The organism is Hamadaea sp. NPDC050747 (assembly GCF_040654195.1).
In the GTDB taxonomy this organism is placed as follows: Bacteria; Actinomycetota; Actinomycetes; order Mycobacteriales; family Micromonosporaceae; genus Hamadaea.
In genome coordinates, this window is record NZ_JBFAHM010000018.1 from 1 (window position 1) to 19,981 (window position 19,981).

Consider the following 19,981-nt stretch of genomic DNA (forward strand, 5'->3'; position numbering starts at 1 on the left):
GGCGGGCGGGGCGGGGCCGGGCGGGCCGGGGGGGCCGGGCGGGCCGGGCGGGCCGGGCGGGGCGGGCGGGCCGGGCCGGGCCGGGCGGGCCGGGCGGGCCGGGGGCGGCCGGGCGGCCGGGCGGGGCGGGCGGCCGGGCGGGGCGGGCGGCCGGGGCGGCCGGTTAGCCGAGCGCGCCGGCCTTTCGCAGGACCGCCCTGATCTTCGCCACCGTCTCGGCCGGCCGACGGAGGACGTCGTCGGCGTGGAACCGCAGCACGGTCCAGCCCAAAACGTGCAGGTCGTTCTGCCGTTCCATGTCGAAGCGGTGCGTCACCCGGTCACGGTGATGGTCTCCGTCGTACTCGATCGCGATGCGGGACTTCGGATAGGCGAGGTCGACCCGGGCCACGAACCGCTTCCCGTTCATGATCTTGAATTGCGCCACCGGGCGCGGCAGTCCCGCGTCCGCGATGAGCAGCCGCAGCCGCGTCTCCATCGGTGACTCGGCGAGCGGCTCGGCCAATCCCAGCAGTCCGTCGGCGCGGCGTCGGCCAGGCCACCGATGGCGGGCCGAGAAGTCGTCGGCGAGCCGAGACAGCGACACCTTGTGCTGGTGTAGCAACGCGTCGAGACAGACGAGCGCGTCGGTTCGCGGCAACAACCGGGCCAGGTCGAAGGCGGTCCGTTCCGGTGTCGTCACCGGCAACCCGAGCACGCTGGTCACGTCCCGCATCGGCACCGCGCCGCGTTTCACGACGAGCTGAGGATGTGGTGCCACCCGGTCGTCTTCGCCGATCAGCACGGTCACGAGCGGCGGCGGATCCAGACCGCGTACGCCCCAGAGGTGCAGGGCGCTGAGCCCGCCGATCGCACCGCCTTTCGGCAGCACCAGCGCGGCAGCTTCACACCACACGCGATGATCGAGCGGGATCTCCGCGTACGCGTAAACGCCGGGAAGCAGCCGGGCCCACGTGCGCCCACTCAACTGGCGCCGGGTGAGCAACCCGGCCTCTATGGCGTCAGCGGCCCGAAACGGCGCCACGGCGAGTGACGGCGGGATCTTGGCGGCGCGCGGCATCGAACAACGATGCGCCACGGCGCTCCGCGGCGGGAGGGGGTGTGGATAACCACCTCCGGACGTCCAGGTACCTCACCGCACCAAGATCAGGTACATGGGCTTCCGGAGATCACCCGCGACAGCACCCCGGCGGCCCCCGTTAGGAGCGCGGGGCGGCACCCGTTAGGGGTGGGGCGAGCGCGAAAGCGCCCACGGGAGCGTGCCACCGAGCAGCGATGAACACTGAGTGCCAAAAGCCGGTGGACTATTTCACAGAAGCGTTCCCGCTCGAAGCTACTGGGCAGTAACCTCCGCACAACACCGCCTCAACGGTCGTTCAGGGGGTGACCCACATAGATCCGGCACGGCCCACCCGGGAGCATCCCCGGTAGTCAGGCGAAGGAGCGGGAGATGGACCACATCCTTGAGGCGATCGGCGCGGCCGAGGGCGCGGGCCGGATTGAGGGGTTCGGCGAGCTGCGGGTACCGGAGAGTTATCGGGGCGTAGTCGTCCGGGCCGACGAGGCGGCGATGTTCGACGGGATCGCGACGAAGGACAAGGACCCACGGAAGTCGCTGCACGTGCAGGAGGTCGCCACCCCGGAACTGGGTCCGGGTGAGGCGCTGATCGCCGTCATGGCGAGCGCGATCAACTACAACACAGTGTGGACGTCCATTTTCGAGCCGATGTCCACGTTCGGCTTCCTGCAGCGGTACGGCAAACTGTCGCCGCTCACCAAGCGGCACGACCTCCCGTACCACGTGGTGGGGTCGGACGCGGCCGGCGTGGTGCTGCGTACCGGGCCGGGCGTGACGAAGTGGCAACCCGGTGACCAGGTCGTGGCGCACTGCCTCAGCGTCGAGCTGGAGGACGCGGCCGGGCACGACGACACCATGCTCGATCCCCAGCAGCGGATCTGGGGGTTCGAGACCAACTTCGGTGGGCTCGCCGAACTGGCCGTGGTCAAGGCCAACCAGCTCATGCCGAAGCCGGCCCACCTGAGCTGGGAGGAGGCGGCGTCGCCGGGATTGGTGAACTCGACGGCGTACCGGCAGCTCGTGTCGCATCACGGCGCCGACATGAAGCAGGGCGACGTGGTGCTGATCTGGGGCGCCAGTGGCGGCCTCGGCAGTTACGCCACGCAGATGGCGATCAACGGCGGCGCCATCCCGGTCTGCGTCGTGTCCAGTCCGCAGAAGGCCGATCTCTGCCGGAAGATGGGCGCCGAGCTGATCATCGACCGGGCCGCCGAGGGATACCAGTTCTGGTCGGACGAGAACACGCCCGATCCGAACGAGTGGAAGCGGTTCGGCGCGCGCATCCGGGAACTGACCGGCGGCGACGATCCCGACATCGTCTTCGAGCACCCGGGCCGGGAGACCTTCGGGGCGAGCGTCTTCGTCGCCAAGCGCGGCGGCACGATCGTCACCTGCGCGTCGACGAGCGGCTTCGACCACCACTACGACAACCGCTATCTCTGGATGCACCTCAAGCGGATCATCGGCAGTCACTTCGCGAACTACCGCGAGGCGTGGGAGGCCAACCGCTTGATCGACCGGGGTCTCGTGCACCCGACACTGTCCAAGGTGTTCTCTCTGGAGCAGACCGGGCAGGCGACGTACGAGGTGCACCGGAACGCGCATCAGGGCAAGGTGGGCGTTCTCGCCCTGGCGCCCCGGGAGGGGCTCGGAATCTACGACTCGGAGAAGCGTGCCCGTCACGAGGAGGCGATCAACCGCTTCCGTGGCGTGTAAGTCACACCAGCTACACCTCCTCCGAGCGGGTGACCCGGCGCAGGCGCAACGGCGCGCCTGCGCCGTCGTTCTGCCCCTGGCAAGTCCCAACAAATCGGAATAAACGCCGCTACCTAGGCAAGCCCCGCAAGTTGACCATGCCTTTGTCGGCGAAACAGCCCCCATGCTCTTGCGAAGCACCCGGGTACGTCTGTCAGGATGTCCCAATGCCCCAGCCGCAATCTGACGTCGCTTTCTTCGACGGCGCGAACACTCAAGCAGACTTCACGGTCGTGCTCCGCGGTTTCGACCGCGAGCAGGTCACGGCCCATCTTGGCCGCATCAACGCCCAGCTGATCCAGTCCGAGCAGGCCCGCCAGGAGGCCGAGCAGCGGATGAACGACGCGCAGCGTCGGCTCCGCCAGGCCGAGCAGCGCCTCAACTCGGTGGAGCAGAAGCTCACCGACACGAACAAGCAGCTCGAGGAGAACAGCCGGCCGACCCTGTCGGGCCTCGGCACTCGCGTCGAGCAGATCTTGCGGCTGGCCGAGGAGCAGGCCAACGATCACCGCGGCGAGGCCAAGCGGGAGTCCGAGGGCATCCTCTCCGCCGCCCGGCTCGAGGCCCGTGAGATCACGGACAAGGCCCGCGCCGAGGCCGCCGCGATGAAGGCGACCGCCGAGCGCGAGGCGGGCAATCTGCGTACCGCCGCCGAGCGGGAGGCCGCCGAGGTCCGGGTGCAGGCCCGTCGCGAGGCCGACACGCTGCGCGCCGACGCCGAGCGCGAGACCAAGGCGCTGCGTACCGCCACTGCGCACGAGGTCGCCGAGCTGAAGGCCACCGTCGAGCGCGAGGTCGCCACCCTGCGGGCCACCGCCGAGCGGGAGATCACCCAGCTGCGGGCCAAGGCTTCGCGGGAGGCCGAGGAGAAGCGCGCCGAGGCGTCCAAGATGCTGGCCGACGCCCGCGACAAGCGCGACAAGGACCTCCAGGCGCTGCAGCTCGAGCTGGCCGAGCGCCGGGAGAAGACCGAGCGCGAGGAGTCCGCGCGGCACGCCGCTCAGGTCGCCGCGACGCAGAAGATGGTCAACGAGGCCGAGGAGCGCGCTCGCGCCGCCGAGGACCGGGCCAAGGAGATCGAGCAGCGCGCGGAGACCCGCCGCATCGAGTCCGAGCGGTCCGCGACCGAGACGGTCGAGAAGGCCAAGGCCGCGGCGGAGAAGGCCGTCAGCGAGGCCAAGGCCGAGGCGCACCGCCTGCTCACCGAGGCTCGCAACGAGGCCGAGCTGACCACGACGGCGGCGCGCCGCGAGGTCGACGAGCTGACCCGCCAGAAGGACGCGGTCACCTCTCAGCTCGGGCAGATGCTGTCCGGCCTGGCGGGCATCGTTCCGGTGCAGGCGCCGGCCGGCGACAAGGGCAAGAAGGCCGAGGAGGAGAAGGCTTCGGCCTGATCCCTTCGATCGGGGCAGATCGGGTCCGCCGGGCGATTCTCGCTCGGCGGGCCCGATGAAACATATCCACTGTGGCCCAACGGATTCCTGCAGATCTGCTGTGACTGCGGTGGGGCGTGGTGCGAGAGCGGACGAGACATGTGAGGATGGGGCACATGTCGCAAGGCGGAGATCTTTTCGCGCTCGGTGAGGGCGTAGCCAGTCAGCCCAGCTTCGACGACGCGCTGAAGGGCTACAAGAAGAGCCAGGTCAACGACTACGTCGCGCAGGCTGAGGCCGAGATCGCCACGCTGGCCGCCGAGCGGGAGCAGGCGTACCAGCAGGTCCAGGCGCTGGCCGGGCAGGTTCAGCTGCTGCAGGACGAACTCGCCGACCTCCGCCGCAAATCGCAACTTCCGGCCACGGTCTCCTTCAAACATCTCGGCGTCCGGGTGGGGCAGATCCTGGAACTCGCCGAAGAGCAGGCCGAGGAGATCACCAAGTCGGCCCACCGCCAGACCGCCGACATTCGCGCCGAGGCGGAGCGTGTCCTGGCCGACGCCCGCGATCGGGCCGCCGCCGCGATCCGCGACTTCGAGACCGCGTTGTCCGCCCGGCGAGCCGACGAGCAGCGCTCCGATGAGGAACGGCGTAGCGCGTCGGCACGGGCGCTCGCCACCGCTCAGCAGGAGGCCACCAACCTGCGGGACCGGGCGGCCAAGGAAGCGGCCGACCACCGTGCCGCCGCGGAGCAGGAGATCGCCGCGCTCAAGGCCCAGGCCGCGCAGGAGATCGCCGCGCTGAAGGCCCAGGCCGCGCAGGACGCCCAGGCCGCCCGCGATGCCGCGGAACGTGCGGTCGCGGAGGCGAAGTCGCGCGCCGAGGCTGCCGAGCAGGAGAGGGTACGCGCAGCGCAGCTCGCCGAGGCGGAACGTCAGGCGGCCACCGCGGCGCAGGCCACGCTGGTCGAGTTGGAGCAGCGCATCGCCGCGATCCGAGCCGAGTCCGACCACGAGTCGAGCCGTCTCAAGGAGACGCAGACCGAGCTCGAGAGCGCGCGCAAGCAGTTGCACGACGCGTACCAGAACGCCAAGGCGGCCAAGCAGAACGCCGAGAACGCCGAGCGGGCCGCCACCGACGCGGAGGCTCGCCTGGCCGCGGCCCGGGCCGAAGCCGCCAAGGTGCAGGAGACCGTGCAGGTCCAGGAGGCAGTGCAGGCGCAAGAGGCGGTGCAGCCGCAGGAGACCGCGAAGGCCGAGGAGACCGTGCAGGTCCAGGAAGCCGCGAAGGTCCAGGAGACTGTGAAGATCGCGATGCCGGCCGCCGGCTCGGACCCTGACACGACGACCGTGCTGACTCTGCCGACGCCGTCGGCTCCAGGGGCGGCGGAGCCGACGGACGAGACCACGACCGTGATCAAGGCGGCCGCGACGGAAGGCTCGGTGGAGACCGAGCACACCGTGGATCTCCGGAAGGCGGCGGCGAAGAAGTCCGCGCCGCCGCAGGTCACCGCCGAGGACGAGGCCGCAGAGCAGGAGGCCGACGCGGAGGCGGAGGCCACGGCCCCGGCGCCACGCTAGTGAACGGCAGGCTCGCCCGACACTCCGCGATCGTCGGGGCGGCCTGCGGGGCGGCGCTGATCGCCGTCTACCTCATAGCACTGTGGACACATGCTGGGCAGTCCCTGGAAGACGCCGTACTCGACGCGGCGGCCGCGAAGATGCCGGGCACTGATCAGGCCGCCTTGGCGATCCGGCTGTTGAGCACGGTCGGCATCAAGACGCTGGTGGCTGCCCTGGTCGGAGTGGTGGTCATCGGGGCGGTCCGGGGGCGTACGCGACTCGGCGGGCTCGCGGCCGGTGTGATCGCCGCGTCCGCGCTGACGACGGAGGTGCTCCAGAAGGTCGTGTCGCGGCCGGTGCTGCTGGCCGGCGGCGTACGCCGGGAGGATCAGAGCTTCCCGAGTGGGCACACTGCGACGGCGATGGCCATCCTCGCCGGAGTCGTGCTGGTGGTGCCCGCGCGGTATCGGCTGCTCGCCGCGATCGTGCTGGCCCCGTGGTCGCTCGGGATGGGCGTCGCCACCGTGACCGCCGGCTGGCATCGGCCGAGCGACACCCTCGGCAGCGATCTGATCGTGCTCGCCTACGCGTGTGCGGCCGTCTACCTCCTGGCCCGGCTCGGTCGCGTACGCCAGACCACCCGGCCGCGCGGCGTACGCGTCGTGGTGGTGGCCGGTGGCGCCTTGGTCGCCGCCGTGCTCGCCGGACTGCTCGTGACGGCGTCCTCCTGGCGGCTCAGTTCCGGGTTCAGCATCAGCCGGGCGCTCGTCTTCGCCGCCGCCGTGGGCACCTTGGCGACGCTGCTCGCCCTCATTGACGGAGTCGACCTCGACCCGAGTACGCCGCCTTCAGCGCCTGCCAGCCCCGGTGGCGCTGGAACGGGATCTCGAACACCGACGCGAAGATCCACGCGCTCAGTACCGACAGTGGAGCCGCTACCACCAGCGTGACCAGGAAAAACGGTACGCCGTCCGCAATGCGGGGAGCGACGAGCTGATCGGCGACGGCCACCACGATCGGGGCGTGGATCAGGTAGAGGCTGTAGGAGAACGAGCCCAGCCCGCGGACCGGGGCGGTGTCGAGGAACCACACCAACGGCCGGGGACGCCGAATCGCGACCGCCGCGAGCAGCATCGCGACCGCCGGGCCGAAGGCGACGTCGACCCAGAAGAAGTGCTCGACCGTCCACTCTGAACCCTCGACGGCGATCATCGCGACGACGGGTAGTGCGGCCACACCGGCGAACCAGTGCCACGGCCACCGGCGTACCCGATCGGAAGCGGCAAGGATCCCCGCGGCCGCGACGCCCGCCGCGAACAGGATGGCGAACTGAGGCGTGAAGCGGGTGAGCTTGGCGACGAGCGGGACGCTCGGCGCGAAGATCCCCACGAGCAGGACCGGGACCGCGACCGCCGCGAGCATGGTGGCGGCCCCGGCCTTGCGGATGATCACGAGCAGGACCGGGAGCACCAGGTAGAGCTGGGCTTCGACGGCGATGGACCAGAACGCGCCGTTGGGGCTGGGCGAGCCCACGATGTCCTGCAGGAGCAGGCCGAACACCGCGACCGTCTTGCCCGTCGGCGCCCCCTCCCCCGGCTGCGGCACGATCGTCCACGCGACGAGCAGGCTGAACGCGAGCGCGGCCCAGTAGGGCGGCAGGATGCGCCAGGCCCGGCGGAAGGCGAAGCGGGCCTTGCCACCGAGCTGCCACTCGTGCCGAGCCGGCGAGACGGCCAGGGAGAATCCCGAGAGCACGATGAACACGACCACCGCGAAGTGGCCGTAGATGAGCCAGCCGGCCCACCCCGGTCCGGTGATCTTCGGGTAGCCGCCGAAGCTGACCAGGTAGCAGTGGTGCAGCACGACGAAGAGCGCCGCGAGACCGCGGATGCCGTCGAGGCCGGACAGCCGATCCCGGCGCGGCCGGTCGGCGGCCTCGGACTCGGCCCCGGCGACGGGCGCCGATCGCACGGTCTGCGCGGTCATCTCGCGATCTCCTCTGGTGGCTGTCGGCGGGCTGGGCTGGCCGCGCCGGGTTCCGGCGGGCTGATGGACTGACGGGTTGCCGACGGTTTCGAGCGGCGCGGTTCGCTGGGCGCGGCCCCTATCCTCGGTGCGTGAGCGAAGCGGTAGTCAGCATCGTGATCCCGGCCCACAACGAGGCGGCCGTGATCGAGGAGAACCTGCGCGTCCTCCTCGGCGACTCGGCCCCCGGCGAGTTCGACGTCGTCGTGGTCCCGAACGCCTGCACCGACGGGACCGCCGCGGCGGCCCGGCGCGCGGGCGTACGCGTCTTCGAGACGCCCGTGCCCGGCAAGGTGCACGCGTTGGCGCTCGGCGACGCCGAATGCCGGGCGTTCCCGCGGATCTATCTCGACGCCGACGTACGCCTGACCGCCGACTCGGTCCGCGCGCTCGTCGCGGCGTGCACGGAGGACGGTGTCCTGGCCTGTGCCCCCGCCCCGGAGTTCGACCTGACCGGCACGGGTTTCGTGATGCGCCGAGTGCATCGAGTGCACGACCGGCTGATGGCGCCGACCCGGGCGCTCGCCGGGGCCGGCTGCTATGTCCTGACCGAGGCGGGTCACGCCCGGGTCTTCCCCCTGCCGGAGGTCCTCTCCGACGACGGCTACGTCCATAACAGCTTCACCCCCGGCGAACGCGTCGTGGTACGGCAGGCGCGGTCATTCGTGCGCCCGGCCCGGACCGTCTCCGCGTACCTGCGCCGACGGGTTCGCGTCCGGGCCGGCAATCGGCAGCTCGCCGAGTTGGGCCGAGTCTCCGCCGAGGGACGCCTCGGTCCGCGAGCGCTGCTCTCGCTGGTGGCGCGTCGCGAGGTAAGCCCGCTGGATGCCGGCTGCTACCTGGCCGTCCTGCTCCTCGACCGGGGCTGGACGGTCCTGCGCGGCCGGCGGGGCGGGACGTCGTGGGGTCTCGATGTCAGCAGTCGGGTGCCAGCGGGGACGAGGAACGGTTAGCCCCTCCACCGCCGCCTCATACGCGGCGAGCAGCGAGATCTTCGACTGATCCCAGGACAGCGGGCCGGCGACCCGGGCGCGGCCGATCTCACCCATCCGCCGCCGGTCCTCCGGCGAGTCCAGCAAGTACGCCGTGAGCTTGGCGAACTCCGACTCGTCGTTGGCCGGGGCGTACACGGCGGCGTCGCCGGCCGAGACCCGGGCCTCGCGCAGTTCGAACGAGACGATCGGGCGGGACATCGCCATGTACTCCATGATCTTGTTCATCGTGGAGACGTCGTTCAACGGGTTGAGCGGGTCGGGCGAGAGGCACACGTCCGCAGTGGACAGATAGCGGAGCAGGTCTTCGTCGCTGATTCGGCCGGTGAAGGTGACGTCGTCGGCGAGGCCCAGCTCGACGGCCAGCTCCTTCATCGCGTCGAAGGTGTCGCCCGCGCCCACGAAGGCGGCGTGCCAATCCGTACGCCCCTGCTCGTCGCGCAGCTTCGCCAGGGCGCGCAGCGCATAGTCCACACCGTCCTGCGGGCCCATGACTCCCAGGTAGCACAGCAGGTACGGCTTGCCCTTGCGCAGCTCGGGCTCGGGCGGCACTTGGTGGAACCGCTCGACCTTGGGCGCGCTGCGGACGACGAAGACCTGGTCCTCACGCTTGCCGCCCCGGGTCAGGGCCGCCTCGCGGTAGCTCTCGTTCGTCGCGATGACGATGTCGGCGGCCTGGTACGTCTTGCGTTCGAGCCAGCAGACCACTCGGTAGAGGAAGTCCCGGCCCCGGCCGAACCGGGACTCGTAGAGCTCGGGCACCAGGTCGTGCTGGTCGAAGACGAACCGGGCGCCCCGCCGCTTGAACCGCTTGGCGAGGAGGAAGAAGAGGTCCGGCGGGTTGCAGGCGTGCACGACGTCGACCGGGCCGACCTTGCGCGCCAGCCGATACGTGTGCCACAGCGCGGACGCGTACTCGCGCAGGTAACCCTGCGGGCCGCCGGTCGCCGCCTTCAAGGGGTACCGGTAGATGTGCACGCCGTCCAGCTCGGCATAGGGCTCGGTGTCCCGGCCGGTGCCCATCGGGCAGATGACGTTCACGGTCCAGCCCGCGTCGCGCAGAGCGCAGGACTCCTGCCACACGCGCCGGTCGAACGGCACGGACAGGTTTTCGACGAGGATGAGCGCTTTACCAGCCAAGGCCCACATATCCCGGGTGCGCCCGGCGCGTCTCCGCGTCGGGAAGGCGGACGAGGTCGATGATCGGGCGGTCGCCGGCCCGGTCGAGGACGGGGCTCAGCGCCGGATCGGCGAAGCCCACGACGCACACTTCGGCGAAGTCGAGGACATCGTCGGCGGAATCGCTCAGCAGCTCGCCCAGGTGCGGCAGGCGGCCGTCGATGTACTCCCGATTGGCCCCCATCAGCCGGGAGAGCGCCACGTTCGCGTCGTAGATGCGCAGCTCGTAGCCCTTGCCGACGAGGCGCTCGGCCAACTCGACCAGCGGGCTCTCACGCAGGTCGTCGGTGCCCGGCTTGAACGACAGCCCAAACAGCCCGACCTTCCGCTTCCCGGTGCTGATGACCAGCTCCACCGCCCGCTTCAGATGCTCCTCGTTCGACGGAAGCACGTGCGAGAGCAGCGGCACCGCGACGTCGGCCCGGCGGGCGGCGTACACGAGGCCCCGGAGGTCCTTCGGCAGGCAGGAACCGCCGAACGCGAACCCCGGGCGCAGATAGGCCGGGCTGATGTTGAGCTTGCGGTCGGCCAGGAAGACGTCCATCATCCGGTGCGAGTCCACGCCCAGCGCCCGGCAGATCGCGCCCATCTCGTTCGCGAAGGCGATCTTCAAGCCGTGGAACGAGTTGTCCGCGTACTTGGCCATCTCGGCCACCGCCACCGGCACCCGGAACACCTCGCCCGGCAGGCCCTCGTAGAGCGCGGCGACGACGTCGCCGCTCACCGTGTCGTACTCGCCGATCACGGTCTTCGGCGGGTCCAGGAAGTCCCGGACACTCGAGCCCTCGCGCAGGAACTCCGGGTTGTACGCGACGCCGAAGTCGACCCCGGCGGTGCGTCCGGAGGCCTTCTCCAGCAACGGGATGAGCAGCGATTCGCAGGTGCCCGGCAGCATCGTGCTCCGGAACACGACCGTGTGCCAGCGGTCCACCCCGGCCAGCGCCTCGCCGATCTCGGCCGACACCCGTTCGAGGTACTCCGTCGACAGGCTGCCGCTGGGCGCGGACGGCGTACCGACACAGATCAGGGACACGTCGGTCGCGTGGATCGCCGACGCGAGGTCGACCGTCGCCCGCAGCGCGCCCGACGCGACCACCTCGGCGGTCAGCTCACCGATCCGCTCCTCGACGACGGGCGCCTGGCCCCGGCTGATGAGCTCCACCTTGACCGGGCTGACGTCGACGCCCACCACCTCGTGACCGCGTGCGGCCAGGCAGGCGGCGGAGACGCTGCCCACGTAGCCGAGGCCGATGACGCTGATCCTCATATCACTTGCCTTCCTGGGAACGGGTCGTCCCCTTGATCACCCGGACCGCGCGGCGCAGGCCGGGGCCGAGCGGGGACGACTTGGCGGCGCCGACGACGGTTCCGTGCAGGCGGCGCAGGACGCGACGGGCCGAACTACGAGTGACCAGACCCTGGGCGACGACCATCTCGCCGGTCTTGGCCCGGCGCTTGTACTCGTCCTCGCCCCGGCCGAGGTCGATGCGGGTGACGCCGAGGCCGGGCGCGGCCGCCACCAGTTCACGGAGCAACATCCAGCCCGGGGCCAGCCGGGCGAACTCGGGGTCGTAGACGGGGAACCACCAGTGCAGGACGCCGCCCGCCCGCAGGCCGAAGTGCGCGGCGACGAGACGGGGGCCGGCGTGCAGAGTGGACAGAATCCCGGCGAACTCCGGATCCCGCGTACGCAGCAACGACCGCACCAGCCGCACCCGGCGCGGATCGGCGAAGTAGTCGGCGGCGCCGGTGGCGGCGTACTGCCCGCGTTTGAGCTCGATGAGCTGCTCGAGGGCGGCGTCGTCGACGACGTCGGCGGCGAACCGCACCGTCCCGTACGCCTTCTCCGTCTTCGCCGTGTGGCGGCGCGCCTGCCCGATGTTGCTCTTGCCGCTGCTGGACGCCCGGCCCAGGTAGCCGTCGAGCCCGCCGGTGACGTCGAGATAGGGCGACGGCCGCCGGGACTCGATCCACGGCGTGAACTCCTCACCCGTCCCGTCTTCGTCGTCCACGAGCAGGTGGTCGAACGCGTATCCGCGTACCCCTCCGGCGAGCAGCTCGAGCGGCGCGATCCGGAAGCCGGGCGCGCAGACGGGGCCTTGGAAGTCGGCGCCCGGCCAGCCGACCGGGCGCAGCTCACCGCCGTCGCGGTGAGTGGGCAGCAAAGCCTGGACCTCACCGGCGGGGTCGGTCGCCACGGCGACCCGCACCGGTACGCCCACCGCGTGCACCGCCGCGGCGAAGCCCGGATGGAAGTACGGGCTGTCCAACCGGGTGTTGGCCGCCCGCAGGGCATGCCAGGCGTCGAGCTGCCGTGCGGTCAGCTCGTCGAAGTCGTGCATCGTGATCGGCATCGCATCCCCCCAGATCGACAGTGGCCGTCAGCTCACGTCACGAGCGCTCGTAGTCGCCGGGACGGCCGCACCAGCGCGACCACGGCGGCGCGCGCCCGGCGTCGGCCGAGGGCGGCCCGCAGGGCCTCGCCCGCGAGGACGATCAGGAAGTACGCCCCACCGGCAAGGACCGAATGCCGGCGGCGATAGAGAGTCACCTTGTTGACCACGCTGAGCGCGTTGAGAGTTGGATTGGTCTGCTGCTCGCCGCCGATGTGGCGGACCTCAGCGGCCGGCTCGTACCACAGCGTCCAGCCCCGATCGGCCGCCCGCAGCGCGAAGTCGGTCTCCTCGCTGTAAAGCAGGAAACTCTCGTCCCACGGGCCGACGTCGCTTAGTGCCGCCGCCGAGATCAGCATCGCCGCCCCGGTGGCCCACGAGTACGCGCCGGGCAGATCGCGCTCCCGCGGATCGGTGATCAGCTCACCGAAACCGGGCAGCCGACCGGCGATCCGGCCGAGGAACGCCTCACCGAACGCCCGCCTGATCGTCGGCTCGTTCCGCAGGGACGGCTGGAAGGAGCCGTCCTCGTTCAACAGTTTCGGCACCGCGATGCCGCAGGTGCTGCGTTGCAGCGTCGCGGCGAGCCGGGCCAGCGTATCGGCCTCCAGACGGCAGTCCGGGTTCAGCACCATGACGGCGTCGTAGTCCACCGCCACGGCGGCCACCCCGGCGTTGATCCCGGCGGCGAACCCGGCATTCCGCCCCATCGCCAGCGGAACGACCGGGAGATCGGTGTTCTTGGCGACGGCGAGCGAGTCGTCCCGCGAGGCGTTGTCGGCGACCACGACGGAGACGATGTCGACGTCGCGCTGGCCTTCGAGCGAGCGTAAGCAGTCGGCGAGGACGTCGGCGCTGTTGTAGGTGACGATGACGACGGCGATCCTCATCGGACGCCGCCCTTCGGCTCCGCCGGCGCACCCCGGAACCGCTTCACCGTGCGCGCGGCCAAGCGCCGGGCCCGGTGGGCGACGCCGGGTTTCCCGTCGATGACGGCGGCGAGCCAGGCGGCGTCCATGTCGTGGTGCAGGCTGTTGCGGGGCTGCAGCCACGACGACGGCTTGGCCGGCCCGCCGTCGCTGCTGTACACCCGGCGTACGCCGGCCTGCCGCAGTCGCCGCAGAACCCGCCGGTCGTAGGAGCCGAACGGGATCGCGACGGTGTCCACCGGCTCCCCCAGCAGGTCACCGAGGACGCGGTGCGCCTCTTGGAACTCCTCGCGTGCCTGCGCTTCGTCGACGCGACGCCAGTCCCGGTGCGCCCAGCCGTGCGAGCCGACCGGCATCCCCGCCTTGGCCAGTTCGCGTACGCCGGCGGCGTCGAGCCGGCCCGGTTCCCCCAGCAACCCGGCGAGCACGAAGAACTCCGCGGTCAGCCCACGCTCGAGCAGGCGCGGCAGGGCGATCTCCAGATCGGACGCGTTTCCGTCGTCGAAGGTGATCCGGACGTGGTCGCGCAGAACCGCCAGATCGAGCATCTGCTCGAACTGCTGGACGCTCACCCAGGTCCGGTCCTCACCCGGCGCGAGTTCGCGGTCGGTCGGCCCGATACCGTGCACGTTAATCAAGATTGTCGATGCACCGAGGGCATCTGAGCTGCGCAATGAATCGCCTATCGTTCTTCGGTCAGGTCGAGCCGCGGCCGACCGGGACCGTTAGATCGTGGGGTTTCGTCGACTCAACGGGCCATCGGCGAATCGGGCGGACCGAATGTCCGCAAGCCGACACGGTCAAGATTGCTTCACGCCTGGTCGGGCCATGCCATCATGGGGCCCGCTCCTTTACGATCGAGCTGCTAGACACCTGCTCACCTCGGCCGCGACCTACATCGACGCAAGCTGCGCCCACGGTGGACGCGAATCGCGACGCTCGCTGATGCGATCCATGCCGATCTATGGAAGGAAGACGGTGGACTTCTGGGACCTCGCGAAGGTGCTCTTCCGGAACTGGGTGGTCGCCGTGCCGATGCTTCTGCTGACCACGGGGCTGACGGTTCTGACCTTCAGCGCGGTCAAGCCGGACTACATCGCCACCGCCTACGTGCAGCTCGTGCAGCCGGCTCCGCCGGTTCCGGCGAAGGTCGGCGAGCCGGTTCGCGTGCAGGTGAACCCGTGGCTCGGCCAGGGCCTGCAGACGCTGGGCAACGCCGCGATCGTGACGGTGCAGGAGCAGTCCGTCGTCGAGGCGATGAAGGCCGCGGGCTACACCGACTCGTTCACCTTCGAGATGGGCGGCGACAGCCCGATGGTGAAGATCGAAGCGGTCGGCAAGACCAAGGCACAGGCCGCCGGCACCTCTGACGAGCTGGTCGCCCGGTTCACCGAGAGCGTCACCAAGCTGCAGAAGAACGAGCATGTGATCGACGCCGACCTGATCGCCGCCCGGCGGCTCGACCAGGGCACCAACGTCGAGAAGTCGAACTCCAACGTCAAGCGCGCACTCGTCGCGGTGTTCGCGGCCGGGCTGATGCTCACCGTCGCGGCGACCGTCGGGTTCGACGCGCTCCTGCGGTCGCGCGCCAAGCGCCGGGCGAGCGCGATGTCGTCGACCGAGCTGGCGGCGGCCCGGGAACGCGCCGTGGGCATGGCTTCCGGCGTACGCCTGAGCAGCGTCGGCACGCTGTACCGACCCCGCGCGATCACGACGGCCGGGCCGTCCGGCGGCTCTCCCCCGGACGATTCGCCGGCCTGGTCCGGTGACCAGCCCGTCGTGTATCGGACGGTCGACGACGTGATCGAGCCGACCGACATCTCCGATCCCGAGCACGGCGACGAGGACAAGCCCGAGGTCGAGGACGCGACGCTGGTGCTGCCGTCGTTCACCCCGATGAACGGGGCCGAAATCCCGCGGCCGTCGGCCTGGCCGAGCAAAGAGTGACCGACGGACTGGCCGAGCGGGCGGCGACTCAGCCCGCCGGCCACCGGGCGGATCTGGAGCCCTCGTTCGTCGCGGGCCGGACCTACGCCACCCGGCGCCGGGTGGGCAAGGTGGACGCCCCGCTGGTCCTCTGCCTGATGATCGTCGCGATCGGGCTCATCCCGTTCAACCTGATCGTCCCCGGCATGACCGACCTCGCCCGGCCCGGCCTCATCATGGCGCTCGGCCTGTTCGGCTGGTGGTTCATCACCCGGTTCACCACGCATCTGTCGATGCGGGGTCCGCAGCCGCTGCGGTGGGCACTCGTCTTCTTCATGATGAGCGTCCTGCTCTCCTACGCGGTCGGCTTCATGCGCGGACTGACCACGATGGAGGCGAATGGCGCGGACCGGTCGCTGCTCTTCTTCTGCGCGCTCGCCGGCATCATCCTCATGACCGCCGACGGCCTGCCGAACTGGGAGCGGCTGCGCGCGGTGGTCAACGTCGTCGTGGTGGTGGCCGCGCTGATGGCCGTCATCGGCCTGATGCAGTACATGTTCTCGGTGGACCTGACGCAGTACCTGATCATCCCGGGTCTGCAGTCCAAGTACGACGCCCTCGGCTTCATGATGCGGGGCAGCAGTTACCGGGTCGCCGGCACGACCGCGCACTACATCGAACTGGCCACCGTCCTCGCCCTCGCCCTCCCCTACGCCGTCCACGTCGCGCGATTCGGCGAGAAGCGCTGGCAGAAGCAGCTCTCGCTGGTGTCGGCGGCGCTGATCGCGGCCGGTGTCGGCGCCACCATCTCGCGTACGGGGATTCTGGCGATCGGCGTCATGTTCATGTGCTTGGTCCCCGTGTGGAACTGGCGCATGCGCTTCAACGTCGCCGTGCTCAGCGTCGGCCTGCTGGGCGTGCTCGCCGCGGTGAGCCCAGGGCTCTACCGGACGCTGTTCTCCATCTTCTCCAACGCCTCCGACGACTCCTCCGTCTCCGCCCGCTACGAGCGCTATCCCATGGTGTTCGCGTACGTCGGGCAACACCCGTGGCTCGGCCGGGGCACCGGCACCTGGATCCCGCCGCAATACCAGATCCTGGACAACCAGTGGCTGGTCACGCTGCTCACGAACGGGGTCTTCGGAGTCGTCGCGCTGGCCGCGCTGCACATCACCGGCATCGTCCTGGCGTACCGGGCACTCAAGCGTTCGGCGAACGACGCCGAGAAGCACCTCTGCGCGGTGGTCCTCTCCACCCAGGTCATGGCGCTGTTGGTGGCGGGCACCTTCGACTCGCTCAGCTTCACGACCTACGCCGTGGTCATGGCCCTCTCGCTGGGCTTGTGCGGCGCCGTCTGGCGGCTCACCCATCCCGAGCCGCAGATCCGGACCTCCACCACGCGCTGGTTCCTCGGCGGCGCCTACCGGCCGGAGGTGGCGCGGTGACCCGCCCGTTCCGTTTCATCGCCCCCATGCCTCGGCTCACCGTGCCGCCGCCGCAGTGGCGGGCCGAGCTGCGTCGGCTGGAAGACCTGGGTTTCCACACGGTCGCCGTCTCCGACCACTTCACGCAGGGCTGGGTGATGGAGCCGATCGTCGCGATGACCGCAGCGGCTGAGGCCGCCACCACCCTGCGCGTGCTCAGCCTCGTCCTCGGCAACGACTATCGCCATCCCGTCCTGCTCCACAAGGCCATGGCCACGCTCGACGTCCTGTCCGGCGGGCGGGTGGAGATCGGGCTCGGCGCGGGCTGGCTTCCGGGCGACTACCAGGCCGCCGGTCTCCAGCTCGACACCCCAGGGGTACGCGTGGCGCGGCTGGCCGAGTCCGTGCAGGTCGTCAAGGGGCTCTTCGCCGCCGAACCGCTGACCTTCGAGGGGACGCACTATCGCATCACCGAGCTGGACGGCTTGCCCAAACCGGTCCAACGGCCGCATCCGCCGATCCTCGTCGGCGGCGGCAGCCGGAAGGTACTGGGGCTGGCCGGGCGCCTGGCCGACATCGTCGGAGTGAACCCGAGTCTCAAGCCGGACGCCGCCGCCGGTTCAGCCGTGCTCGACCTGACCGAGGACCGGGTCGCCGAGAAGATCGCGTGGGCCCGAGCCGGCGCGACCGCCGCCGGTCGCGATCCGTCCATTCTGGACGTCCAACTCAGCGTGCTGTCCCTCGACGTGACCGACGTGCCGGATGCCCAGCGGTGGACCTCCAGCCTCGCTCAGGGCGTCGATCCACAGGTGCTGGCGGCCAGCCCGGCAGTCCTGCACGGGCCGGCCGCGCACTGCGCGGAGCAGCTGCACAAGTGGCGGGAAGTGCTGGGGTTGAACCAGTTCCACCTCGGCGGCGACCCCGTCGCTGCGGCCGCCGTCATCGCTAAGCTCTAGCCACTCCCGCCAGGCGGGCGAGCTTCTTGCCCCGGTTGCCCCAGTCACGGCGCTGCCGGCCCGCGTACCAGCGGTAGACGAGCGCCCGCGCCCGGCGGCGCTGCTCCGGCTCCAGGTGATCGACGGTGTTGACCCAGCGCATCAGCTCGACGCCCTGCAACGTGGTCGCGGCGTGCGCCGTCCACGCCGGTACGCCCAACCGCCGGCCGAGCACCTTGCGGCTCTCGTCGCGCCAGCCACGGCGGCCGAGAACCTCGCCGACGTGTCCCCACGGTCCGGCCAGCGCCATCTTCGCGGCGAAGATCTGATCCTCCCGGAGCATGTTGCGCCGCGGAATCGGGATGATCGTCTCGCGGCGCATCAGCCCGTAGAGCGGGTCGATCAGCGCATAGCTGGTGTTGAGCAGACGCAGCATCTCGCCCAGCCGCTCGACCGGATCGTCCGAGGCCAGCGCGGTCCCGTGGTAGGGGGCGGTCTCAGTGACGCCGTTCTCCAGCTCGAACTGGACGCCCATCGTCACCAGGATCAGCCGCTCGTCCCGCTCGAACTCGGCCAGCGCCCGCGACAGGCAGTGCGGGGAGAGCCAGTCGTCGTCGCCGACCCAGCGGAAGAACGTGCCCCGGGCCTGCCGCCCGGCGAAGATGAAGTTGTTCAGCAGCCCGACGTTCTCCGATTGCCGGAAGTACCGGATGCGCTCGTCGGCGGCGGCCAGCTCCCGGCAGACGCCTTCGGTGTCGTCGGTCGAGGCGTTGTCGGAGATGATCAGTTCCAGCTCGGTGTGCTCCTGGGCGCGGATCGACTTCACCACCGACGCGATGCGCTCCGCTCCGTTGCGGACCGGCAGGCAGACCGAGATCAGCACGTCATGCTTCCTTTCCACGAACCGAACCACGCAGCCGGCGGAGCTGGGCCGCGCCGACACCCAAGACCGCGTACGCGGCCAGCCCGGCGACGCCGCCGACGCCGAGCACCACGATCGCCGGGTCCTCGATGGCGTACCAGGCGAGCCAGGCGAGCGCCCCGGCGACGAGGCCGCCGAGCACCGGACGAAGCAGCTTCGGGCCGACGGGCTTGAGGCGTACGCCGACCCGGCGCAGCGAGACGACCGTGACCGGCAGTGCGACGCACAGTCCCACCACGGCATGCGCGACGGCGGCCCCGGTGATGCCGCCCTCTGTGGTGGCGAAGATCAGCGCCGGGATCAGCACGACCGCCCAGATCAGGTAGAGGCGTAGCGCCGCCTTGGTCGCGCCCGCTCCGATGAGGATGTCCAGCGCGAATCCCGTCAGGACGCGTACCACTGTGAGGAGCATGAGGAAGGGCAGCACCGGCGCGGCCGCGGACCATTTCGCCCCGTAGAGGACCGCGATGAGTGGGCCGGCGAGCACGGCCATGAGCACCGCGATCGGCACCAGGACGGTGACCAGCGTGGGCAGCGAGGCCTGCACTCCAGCGGAGAGGGTCTCGGAGTCTACTTCGGACAGCCGGGAGAACCCGGCGACCGAAACGTACCGCACCGCGCTGGACAGGATGCTCAGCGCCCAGGTCGAGATGTTGAAGGCCAGCAGGTAATAGCCGAGCTCGGTGGCGCCGGCCAAGTGCCCCACGATGATGTAGGCCGCGTTGATCAGCACGGCCTCGACGCCGAGACTGGCCGCGAGCGGGATGCCGAAGGCCATGAGCCGCCGGGCGACCGCGCGATCGAACCCGACCCGCAGCGGGACCGCCGCCCAGAAGAAGACCAGGACTCCGGTAACCGCGGTCCCAGCGACGAGCCCGCCGGCGAAGCTGTACGCTCCCGCGCCGCCGAGCGCGAGCGGGACGGCGACCGCGGCATTGACCGCCATGCCGATGAGATTGGCCTGGATGAGCTTGTCCTGCCGGAAGGTACGCATCAGCGCGGCGCTCCGGACCGCGGTGGCGCCGTCGATGAGGATGACCACGGTGAGCAACCGGATCACCCCGGTGGCCTGCGGCACCGCCGAGACCTCCGCGATGATCGGGGCGGCGACCCAGAATCCCAGGTAGATGAGGATGCTGAAGGCCATCGCGAGCACCGTGGCGGTGGCCGAGACCTCCTCCAGGGCGCCACGCCACTGCACAGTGGCGGCGATGAGGCCGACGTCGTTGACGACCATGACGAGCTGCATCGTGGCGAAGGCGACGGCGAAGACGCCGAAATCCGCCGGCGCGAGCAGACGGGCGAGCACGAGGCCGAGCGCGAACGACCCGGCCTTGTTCACCAGCGTCCCCGCGAGGCTCCACTTCAGCCCACGCGTCGCCTGCCGCCCGATCGTTTCGGTGGCGCTGGCTTCGGGGGCGGTCTCTGCGATGGTCATAGCGAGGCAATTCTCTCGGGCCGTCCACCGGGTCAGCCCCGAATGACGGA

15 protein-coding genes and 2 pseudogenes are annotated in these 19,981 nt (G+C 70.5%); 8 read left to right on the plus strand and 9 right to left on the minus strand.

What is annotated here, in order from left to right; all coding sequences use genetic code 11:
- Positions 1-163: 163 nt before the first annotated feature.
- On the minus strand, positions 164-1,060 hold the full coding sequence (locus tag AB0H43_RS34485; protein ID WP_360006451.1) for a DUF559 domain-containing protein: 897 nt from the start codon (positions 1,058-1,060) through the stop codon (positions 164-166).
- A gap of 390 nt (positions 1,061-1,450) precedes the next feature.
- Between AB0H43_RS34485 and ccrA the strand changes: the two genes are divergently transcribed.
- The 4 genes and pseudogenes from ccrA to AB0H43_RS34505 form a co-directional block, all read left to right on the plus strand.
- A complete protein-coding gene (ccrA, locus tag AB0H43_RS34490; RefSeq protein ID WP_360006454.1) occupies positions 1,451-2,794 on the plus strand; it encodes a crotonyl-CoA carboxylase/reductase in 1,344 nt (447 codons plus the stop codon).
- Positions 2,795-3,000: 206 nt separating this feature from the next.
- The gene (locus tag AB0H43_RS34495; protein ID WP_360006457.1) at positions 3,001-4,227 is read left to right on the plus strand and encodes a cell division protein DivIVA; all 1,227 of its coding nucleotides are present in this window, start codon (positions 3,001-3,003) and stop codon (positions 4,225-4,227) included.
- A 155-nt stretch (positions 4,228-4,382) separates the two neighbouring features.
- Entirely contained in the window at positions 4,383-5,786 is a 1,404-nt protein-coding gene (locus tag AB0H43_RS34500) for a hypothetical protein (protein ID WP_360006460.1), read from the plus strand.
- Between the two features lie 140 nt (positions 5,787-5,926).
- Positions 5,927-6,367: pseudogene (locus AB0H43_RS34505) on the plus strand (phosphatase PAP2 family protein); the annotation flags it as partial.
- Between the two features lie 211 nt (positions 6,368-6,578).
- Here the strand turns inward: AB0H43_RS34505 and AB0H43_RS34510 are convergent.
- Positions 6,579-7,754: an acyltransferase gene (locus AB0H43_RS34510; protein WP_360006462.1), complete on the minus strand. Its 1,176-nt coding sequence runs from the start codon at positions 7,752-7,754 to the stop codon at positions 6,579-6,581.
- A 155-nt stretch (positions 7,755-7,909) separates the two neighbouring features.
- Here AB0H43_RS34510 and AB0H43_RS34515 point away from each other — a divergent pair.
- Positions 7,910-8,221 (plus strand): annotated as a pseudogene (locus AB0H43_RS34515) (glycosyltransferase); the annotation flags it as partial.
- Positions 8,222-8,452: 231 nt separating this feature from the next.
- On the opposite strand, the gene AB0H43_RS34520 reads toward AB0H43_RS34515, so the two are convergent.
- From AB0H43_RS34520 to AB0H43_RS34540, 5 genes are read right to left on the minus strand one after another with little or no spacing between them, the layout of a single operon-like run.
- On the minus strand, positions 8,453-9,925 hold the full coding sequence (locus AB0H43_RS34520; protein WP_360006464.1) for a glycosyltransferase family 4 protein: 1,473 nt from the start codon (positions 9,923-9,925) through the stop codon (positions 8,453-8,455).
- Positions 9,915-11,231 carry a nucleotide sugar dehydrogenase gene (locus AB0H43_RS34525; protein ID WP_360006466.1) on the minus strand — a complete coding sequence of 439 codons (1,317 nt, stop codon included), beginning with the start codon at positions 11,229-11,231 and terminating at the stop codon, positions 9,915-9,917. Before AB0H43_RS34525 ends, AB0H43_RS34520 begins: the two co-directional genes overlap by 11 nt.
- 1 nt (position 11,232) lies before the next feature.
- On the minus strand, positions 11,233-12,318 hold the full coding sequence (locus AB0H43_RS34530) for a GNAT family N-acetyltransferase (RefSeq protein WP_360006469.1): 1,086 nt from the start codon (positions 12,316-12,318) through the stop codon (positions 11,233-11,235).
- Positions 12,319-12,350: 32 nt separating this feature from the next.
- Positions 12,351-13,247, minus strand: coding sequence for a glycosyltransferase family 2 protein (locus tag AB0H43_RS34535; RefSeq protein ID WP_360006471.1), 897 nt, complete (start codon positions 13,245-13,247; stop codon positions 12,351-12,353).
- Complete coding sequence (locus AB0H43_RS34540) at positions 13,244-13,915, minus strand: polysaccharide deacetylase family protein (RefSeq protein WP_360006474.1); 672 nt, start codon at positions 13,913-13,915, stop codon at positions 13,244-13,246. The genes AB0H43_RS34535 and AB0H43_RS34540 overlap by 4 nt, the downstream gene beginning before the upstream one ends.
- Before the next feature lie 325 nt (positions 13,916-14,240).
- Between AB0H43_RS34540 and AB0H43_RS34545 the strand changes: the two genes are divergently transcribed.
- The 3 genes from AB0H43_RS34545 to AB0H43_RS34555 are packed head-to-tail and all read left to right on the plus strand — an operon-like array spanning position 14,241 to position 17,592.
- Positions 14,241-15,233, plus strand: coding sequence for a hypothetical protein (locus AB0H43_RS34545; protein WP_360006477.1), 993 nt, complete (start codon positions 14,241-14,243; stop codon positions 15,231-15,233).
- A complete protein-coding gene (locus AB0H43_RS34550; RefSeq protein WP_360006480.1) occupies positions 15,230-16,657 on the plus strand; it encodes an O-antigen ligase family protein in 1,428 nt (475 codons plus the stop codon). Before AB0H43_RS34545 ends, AB0H43_RS34550 begins: the two co-directional genes overlap by 4 nt.
- Complete coding sequence (locus AB0H43_RS34555; RefSeq protein WP_360006483.1) at positions 16,654-17,592, plus strand: TIGR03621 family F420-dependent LLM class oxidoreductase; 939 nt, start codon at positions 16,654-16,656, stop codon at positions 17,590-17,592. Before AB0H43_RS34550 ends, AB0H43_RS34555 begins: the two co-directional genes overlap by 4 nt.
- Here AB0H43_RS34555 and AB0H43_RS34560 read toward each other — a convergent pair.
- Together AB0H43_RS34560 and AB0H43_RS34565 are read right to left on the minus strand one after the other, a co-directional pair.
- Entirely contained in the window at positions 17,582-18,472 is an 891-nt protein-coding gene (locus AB0H43_RS34560; RefSeq protein ID WP_360006486.1) for a glycosyltransferase, read from the minus strand. The two genes, AB0H43_RS34555 and AB0H43_RS34560, sit on opposite strands and share 11 nt — an antisense overlap.
- Entirely contained in the window at positions 18,456-19,931 is a 1,476-nt protein-coding gene (locus tag AB0H43_RS34565; RefSeq protein ID WP_360006489.1) for an oligosaccharide flippase family protein, read from the minus strand. The genes AB0H43_RS34560 and AB0H43_RS34565 overlap by 17 nt, the downstream gene beginning before the upstream one ends.
- Positions 19,932-19,981 lie beyond the last annotated feature (50 nt).

Bases quoted from the DNA above. Each gene is read 5' to 3' on its own strand.
- AB0H43_RS34485 (WP_360006451.1), bottom strand. From the start codon at position 1,060: ATGCCGCGCGCCGCCAAGATCCCGCCGTCACTCGCCGTGGCGCCGTTT.
- ccrA (WP_360006454.1), top strand. From the start codon at position 1,451: ATGGACCACATCCTTGAGGCGATCGGCGCGGCCGAGGGCGCGGGCCGG.
- AB0H43_RS34495 (WP_360006457.1), top strand. From the start codon at position 3,001: ATGCCCCAGCCGCAATCTGACGTCGCTTTCTTCGACGGCGCGAACACT.
- AB0H43_RS34500 (WP_360006460.1), top strand. From the start codon at position 4,383: ATGTCGCAAGGCGGAGATCTTTTCGCGCTCGGTGAGGGCGTAGCCAGT.
- AB0H43_RS34510 (WP_360006462.1), bottom strand. From the start codon at position 7,754: ATGACCGCGCAGACCGTGCGATCGGCGCCCGTCGCCGGGGCCGAGTCC.
- AB0H43_RS34525 (WP_360006466.1), bottom strand. From the start codon at position 11,231: ATGAGGATCAGCGTCATCGGCCTCGGCTACGTGGGCAGCGTCTCCGCC.
- AB0H43_RS34530 (WP_360006469.1), bottom strand. From the start codon at position 12,318: ATGCCGATCACGATGCACGACTTCGACGAGCTGACCGCACGGCAGCTC.
- AB0H43_RS34535 (WP_360006471.1), bottom strand. From the start codon at position 13,247: ATGAGGATCGCCGTCGTCATCGTCACCTACAACAGCGCCGACGTCCTC.
- AB0H43_RS34545 (WP_360006477.1), top strand. From the start codon at position 14,241: ATGCCGATCTATGGAAGGAAGACGGTGGACTTCTGGGACCTCGCGAAG.
- AB0H43_RS34565 (WP_360006489.1), bottom strand. From the start codon at position 19,931: ATGACCATCGCAGAGACCGCCCCCGAAGCCAGCGCCACCGAAACGATC.